We start from the raw sequence: 6,293 nt of genomic DNA, 5'->3' as shown, positions 1-6,293 counted from the left end.
ATTCAATATTGACATCACAGTCTGTGAGGCTTGTGAAAAAACCAACGTCAAAATTATTACTTGTATTACGGATCCGGCTGTTATCCATAAGATTTTGGCGCACCTTGACAAGCAGACTCTTCTTGAAGCAAAAAACGATTCTCTAATGCCGCCACTTCGAGCTCCACCAGCCACAGCCTCATTCAGTGACTACATCATTCAACGCGACTTCGATTTTGGCGCATGAAGCACAAAAAACAGACCATCACTTGAACATGCAACATGTTGAGGTAAGGGCTTTCACATATCTCATTGCGGATTTCAGTACCAAAGACCAGTTATATTGCGTCTATCTTGATGACAACTACTTCACTGATTCCTGAAAAGTACCCATTTGACACACGTGCAACTGGCCTTAAATACAGCTGACACAGTGGGTAGTACATAGCGTTAATATTTCTTATACTCGAGTTCAATCTTTACTTGTTAAATGATAATAAGTATCATTTTCACAGTATGGACATCCTGGGATATATCAATGAACAAAATTAGTAAGAAAGTCGTAGTTTTACTCGCCGTATTCAGTGCGACAATAAGCATGAAATCCAACGCAAATGGCGAAATCAGTGAGCACGTGAATAACCTCAGTGCGCACCTGACCGAATATGCTGAAGAAGTCACCTGGCTGTCGGACAAATTCAGTGGCGTGGTAGACGAATACAGTAAAAAGGGTAAGGCGGATTCTGATCAACTGATCGAATTCTGGGAGGAAGTTGATTTTCACTCGGCTATCGAAACCCAGTACGTTCCGGTTTATGCCACCATTTGGCAGGGTATTTACGGCGTCAAGGTTGCCATCGACAACGGCGAAAAAGCGGCGGTGGTTGAAGCTGAATTGCTGAAGCTGAAACAAGCCCTGTGGCAAGGTCTGGGTGCCGTAAAACTGGCTGCACAGTATCAGCAAAAAGGCCTGGTACCTAAAGTCATGACGACGGAACAAGAGCCAACGACGGGCCCTGAAGTCATCGATGATATCAAAAAGAAACTGCATCGCGTTGTGGCAAAATATGCAGAGAAGTTAACCGAAGTTGCAACAACGTTGGTTCACGATACCTACCTGCAACGCTTTGAAGGCATTGAAGGTGCGCTCATTGAACTGGATGCGGAATTAGTGGAAGATCTGGAAAAAGATTTTAACGTGACTCTGCCTCAGGCCATTAGCAAAAACACCAGCGTTGACAACGTTCGTGCAGTGGTAGAAACCATGCAGGTGAAACTCGATAAAGCCAGAAGCTTACTGGTGAAAGCGGAAGAAAGCCGCAAAAGTGTATTTTAAGGACTCGCATGCAGCGTAGAGCGTTTATACGTGGTATGGCCGCTACCGGTATTATCGGTAGCGGTTTTGGTTTAAGTGGGTTTGCGCGCATCGCAAATGCTGCCAATTCAATCTCTGTTGATCAATTACCAAAATTAACCGGCGAACTCACGTTGTATTTGGGGCGTGGCGAAGGCGGCTTGTACGAAAATGTGTTGCAGGCCATTCAGGACCGCAACCCAGGTTTTAAGCTGAATATTCGTCGTGGCGCAACAGCAGCGCTGGCAAATACACTGATTGCTGAAGCTAAAGCAGGTGTAAAGCGCGCGGATTTATTCTGGGCGGTGGATACCGGTTCTATTGGTGTCGTAACAGACGCCGGGTTAGCTAAGCCACTTCCTCAGGATCTGATCCAGCAACTCAGCCCGGGATTTCAGTATCCCTTATGGTCGCCGGTAACCGGCCGTATCCGCACCTTGCCATACAATACCGACAGGCTGACCGCTGCTGAGATCCCTGACAGTATACTCGCACTTGCAGACAGTGATGTGAAAATTGGCTGGGCACCGGCTTATGCGTCGTTCCAGTCTTTTGTTACTGCAATGCGTTTACTCGAAGGCGACAAGGTAACCAAAGACTGGTTGAAAGCGATTAACGGCAAAGCCAAGAAATACGCAGGCGAACTGGGTGTGGTCATGGGCGTTGAACGCGGCGAAGTGGATATTGGCTTTGCGAATCATTACTACACGCTGCGTTTGAAAGCCGGTAAGCCAGATGCCTCAGTATCACTAGCCTACACAAACAACGATGCGGGTTGTCTGGTGAATGCCTCGGGTATAGTGTCACTGAGTGACGGTGAGTTGCCGGTCAACTTTATCCGGTATCTGCTAACGAAGGAAGTTCAGTCGTACCTGGCAAGCGAAGCATATGAGATTCCGCTGGTCAGTGACGTAGCATCGCCACCGGGATTACAGGATTTGTCTTCGTTAAATCCGCCGGAACTCGATCTCAGAAAGCTGGCTGACTTACGGCCTACCATCAACATGATGCGCAGTATTGGGTTGTTGTGAGAAAACTGCCCGCATCGTATCCCATTGCTCTGTTAATTGCCGTATTTGCACTGTTACCTTTTGCAGTGCTGGTAGAGCTTGCTGCCGATGGCGGGCCTTGGTTTGACAGTCACAATATTCAGGTATTAATTAACACGCTGTTGTTAATGGTGCTCACCGGTGTGGGCGCTGTGCTCATCGGTGTGCCGCTTGCCGTTTTACTGGCTTTTGTGAATGTGCCATTCAAACGATTCTGGCTGGTGTTGTTCTCGGCGCCGCTGGCGTTACCCAGTTATCTCGGCGCCTTTACGATGTATTTTTCATTTGGTCAGGGCGGTGAACTCGAAACCTTGTTCGGGGTGTCATTTCCGGCCCTGGAGGGGCTTACCGGTGCTGCGCTGGTTATGTCTCTGTACACCTACCCTTTTGTTCTCATGACAACACGCTCGGCCTTGCTTAGCGTAGATACAAGCATGATCAATGCGGCGCGCACCCTTGGCTTACCGGTAATGACCTGCCTCTGGCGTCTGGTGTTGCCGAGGGTCGTTAACAGCATTGCTGCAGGTGCCCTGCTTGCTGTGCTGTATGCGTTATCTGACTTTGGTACGCCGGCCATCATGGGCTTCGATACCTTTACCCGGGTTATCTTTGTGGAATACAACGCGTTTGGCTTAAGTCAGGCGGCAATGTTGTCTTTACAGCTTATGGTGTTGGTGGGACTGGTCTTGTTTCTGGAAGCACGGGTAAAAGCGCACAAAGAGCGGCCGGGCAAACCCCTCTCGATATGGCTTAGCAAAACTACCGTCAGTGCTGTACTCGTGCTTTTCCTGCCGGTTATTCTGCTGTCCATTGTGTTACCACTAGGCATCTTTGTTGTGTGGCTGCTTCGCGAAGGTGTCTCTGGTTTCGACTTGTCCTTTGCGTGGAACTCTGCCTACGCTTCTATGCTGGCGGCCATTGCTGCTGTGGTGCTGGCGCTTCCTGTTGCCTATGCGGCACTTGCCGGGCGAGCCGGGCGAATCATGGAGCGGGTTACCTTTTTAGGGTTTGGTGTGCCAGGTATCGTCATGGGTACTGCGTTGGTTTACCTGGGGCTGAAGCTCCCGTTTTTATACCAAAGCCTGGGCTTACTGGTACTCGCTTATGTACTGCGTTTCCTGCCACTGGCAGTGGGTACGGTGCGGGCAACGGCAGAAAGCCTCGATGGCAGTTTAACCAAAGCGGCAAAAGTACTGGGTGCCAGTAACTTTGAAGCGTTTTGGCGTGTCAGCGTACCGCTCACCACCCGAGGCATCGTGGCAGGGGCCGCGTTGGTTTTTCTGGAAGCCATGCGCGAATTGCCCGCCACCCTGATGCTTGGGCCAACCGGTTTTGAAACACTGGCTACCTATTTGTGGCGTGTTTATGAAGCAGGCTATTTTGGCAGAGCAGCCGTACCCGGACTTCTGTTAATTTTGCTGTCCGGCCTGGGCTTGATTATCATGTTGTCTGGCGAACGTCATGCCGACATCGTTGGAGATAAGGAAAAGTAACCGCAATGCTGCAAGTGAATAACCTCTCGGTCCACTATGGCGACAAGCGCATAATTAACGACATCAGCTTTACGCTCAGCAGCGATGAGATCCTGATGTTAGTCGGTCCGACTGGCTGCGGTAAAACCACTATATTGCAGTGTGTGGCGGGTTTGGTGCCGCAAAGCGCAGGTGACGTTGCGTTCACAAATTGGCGCAGTACACCTCAAAAGCACATTCCGCCAGAAAAGCGCAATCTGGGTATGGTGTTTCAGGACTTTGCTTTGTTTCCGCACCTGACAGTTGAACAGAATGTGTGTTTCAGGGTGAAAGACAGCACCCTGGCCGATCAGTGGCTTGAACTATTGGGTCTGAACGACAAACGCCACGTTAAACCCGGCAACTTGTCAGGTGGTCAGAAGCAGCGTGTTGCGCTGGCAAGAACGCTGGCGCACCAACCGTCGGTGGTGTTGCTGGATGAACCCCTGTCAAATTTGGACGCGGCGTTAAAAGACAGTTTGCGCTGGGATATTCGCGATGCGTTAAAGCGGGCAAAGGTGCCTGCAATCTGGGTAACCCATGACCAAAGTGAAGCTTTGTCGGTGGGCGACCGGGTTGGCGTATTGAAAGACGGCATTTTGCAGCAGCTTGATACTCCTGAACGCTGTTTCAGCGCGCCCAGCAATCCATTTGTAGCACGCTTTTTGGGTGAAGCGACCTTCTTGCGCGGCCAGGTTCAGCCCGACGGTATCAACTCTGCGCTTGGTGTTATCAACAAGCGTCCGGAGTCTGTGTCAGACGGTGAAGTGCAGATCCTGGTAAGGCCCGACGATGTGTTGTTTGTTGAGTCAGGTGACAAGCCGAATGGCACAATTGATTACAGCCGGTATGAAGGCGAGACGCGATTGTTCGGTATTACCCTGCATTCTGGCGAGAGTATTAAGTTGCGCGCCAACCACGAAGTAGTCTTCAAACTCGGAGATAACGTTCAGGTTGCGTTCAACGCAAACGAGTCGCCTGCCGTTTTCCCCGCCGAATCTAATAGTTAACTACAAAATCAGCGTGCCTGCAGCGAATAACCTGCAGGCTTCTGCTTAATTGCAGGTGTCCCGGCAGGCTGTTTTTTATCATCGCTTGTGTAAAATCACGCAAATAAGCACAACGCCGCAAAAAATAAGACCACTTTACTGATAAGCTCAGCCGTGTGTCGTACACTACTCCCCCTGTTAAAAACCATAAGTGACAAATGTATTGAACCAGCACAATGCAAATCAGACACTGACGCTCTGGGGGTTGGGTAAATCACAGTCGGCGGTGGTTACCCGAATTGATACCGGTTTAGGTGAGCAAATCACTGCGAGACTGGCAGAAATGGGGCTTGCAGACGGGCGTATCGTGCAGTGTGTGCGTCGCGGCCCGCTAGGTGGCCCAATGGTCCTGCAGCTCAGTGGCAGCGTGTTCGCTATAGAACAGGATCTGGCTAGCCGCATTCAAATTTCTCTTCAGCCTTAACCCGCACATTCAGGAACAGTAGTCGTTATGCAACGCATATTAATGGTCGGCAAACCCAACTGTGGTAAAAGCTTGTTGTTCAATCAACTTACCGGATTACGACAAAAGGTCGCTAACTACCCCGGGATCACCGTGGAGGTCACGCGAGGTAAGTTCGACAAGTTCGAGTTGGTGGATTTACCCGGTGCCTATTCATTGAATGGCCTGACGCGCGATGAAGTCATAGCCGTTGAGGAAATCAAAGGCTCGCTGGCCGATGAAGATACCCGCGTTGTGCTGGTGGTGTTGGACGCGACGCGATTAGCACAAAGCCTGATCCTGGGCTTACAGGTAAAACAGTTGGCAGCCGCGCAGAGCAAGCCGGTGATGTTTGCGCTGAACTTTATAGATGAAGTAAAACGCGTCGGTGAACATATTGATTCTGAAGGGTTGTCGAACGCATTGGGTAGCCCGGTTATGCCGTTGTCGGCCCGTTCACTGGATGGCTTACACGAATTTAAACACGCGCTGCTGTCTATGGCCGACTGGCCGAACGTGCATGACAACAAGCAGCAACCTGCTTTGGACTATTCCGATGTTGCCACACGTAGTCAGGCGCTGGCCAGTGAATTTCACCTGCACTGCGAACACTGTCATACCGATGCCATCGCATATAACTCCTGCCGTAATCGTCACTGTCCGAAGTGCCAGGGGTCAAGCGCCAAACGCTGGTTTGCAGCCAGAGAGCAGCAGTTGTTACCCGTAGAGTACTACCATGTGGTGTTTACCTTACCTGGTGAGGTAGCACAACTGGCCTTTTACAATAAAGCACAGATGTATCAGTTGTTGTTTAAAGCCGCATCACAAACGCTACTGACCATTGCCGGTGATACGCGACACTTAGGCGCTGAGGTTGGCACCACTATGGTGTTGCATACGTGGGGCTCC

5 protein-coding genes and 3 pseudogenes are annotated in these 6,293 nt (G+C 50.4%); all 8 read left to right on the top strand.

Going from position 1 to position 6,293, the window contains the following annotated elements; all coding sequences use genetic code 11:
- Positions 1 to 226: pseudogene (locus C6Y40_RS25015) on the top strand (IS91 family transposase); the annotation flags it as partial.
- Between the two features lie 291 nt (positions 227 to 517).
- Entirely contained in the window at positions 518 to 1,315 is a 798-nt protein-coding gene (locus tag C6Y40_RS14325; protein WP_105935185.1) for a hypothetical protein, read from the top strand.
- An 8-nt stretch (positions 1,316 to 1,323) separates the two neighbouring features.
- The gene (locus C6Y40_RS14320; RefSeq protein WP_105935184.1) at positions 1,324 to 2,364 is read left to right on the top strand and encodes an extracellular solute-binding protein; all 1,041 of its coding nucleotides are present in this window, start codon (positions 1,324 to 1,326) and stop codon (positions 2,362 to 2,364) included.
- Positions 2,361 to 3,875 (top strand): ABC transporter permease, encoded by a 1,515-nt coding sequence (locus C6Y40_RS14315; protein ID WP_105935183.1) that lies wholly within the window; start codon positions 2,361 to 2,363, stop codon positions 3,873 to 3,875. Before C6Y40_RS14320 ends, C6Y40_RS14315 begins: the two co-directional genes overlap by 4 nt.
- Positions 3,876 to 3,880: 5 nt before the next feature.
- Positions 3,881 to 4,903, top strand: coding sequence for an ABC transporter ATP-binding protein (locus C6Y40_RS14310; protein WP_105935182.1), 1,023 nt, complete (start codon positions 3,881 to 3,883; stop codon positions 4,901 to 4,903).
- 190 nt (positions 4,904 to 5,093) lie between these two features.
- Complete coding sequence (locus tag C6Y40_RS14305; protein ID WP_105935181.1) at positions 5,094 to 5,366, top strand: FeoA family protein; 273 nt, start codon at positions 5,094 to 5,096, stop codon at positions 5,364 to 5,366.
- Between the two features lie 27 nt (positions 5,367 to 5,393).
- Positions 5,394 to 5,861 (top strand): annotated as a pseudogene (locus tag C6Y40_RS25240) (FeoB small GTPase domain-containing protein); the annotation flags it as partial.
- A gap of 84 nt (positions 5,862 to 5,945) precedes the next feature.
- Positions 5,946 to 6,293, top strand: a pseudogene (locus C6Y40_RS25235) (IS91 family transposase); the annotation flags it as partial.

The organism is Marisediminitalea alba, from assembly GCF_002993365.1.
Lineage (GTDB): Bacteria > Pseudomonadota > Gammaproteobacteria > Enterobacterales > Alteromonadaceae > Alteromonas > Alteromonas alba.
This window is presented reverse-complemented; position numbering and strand designations above follow the sequence as displayed.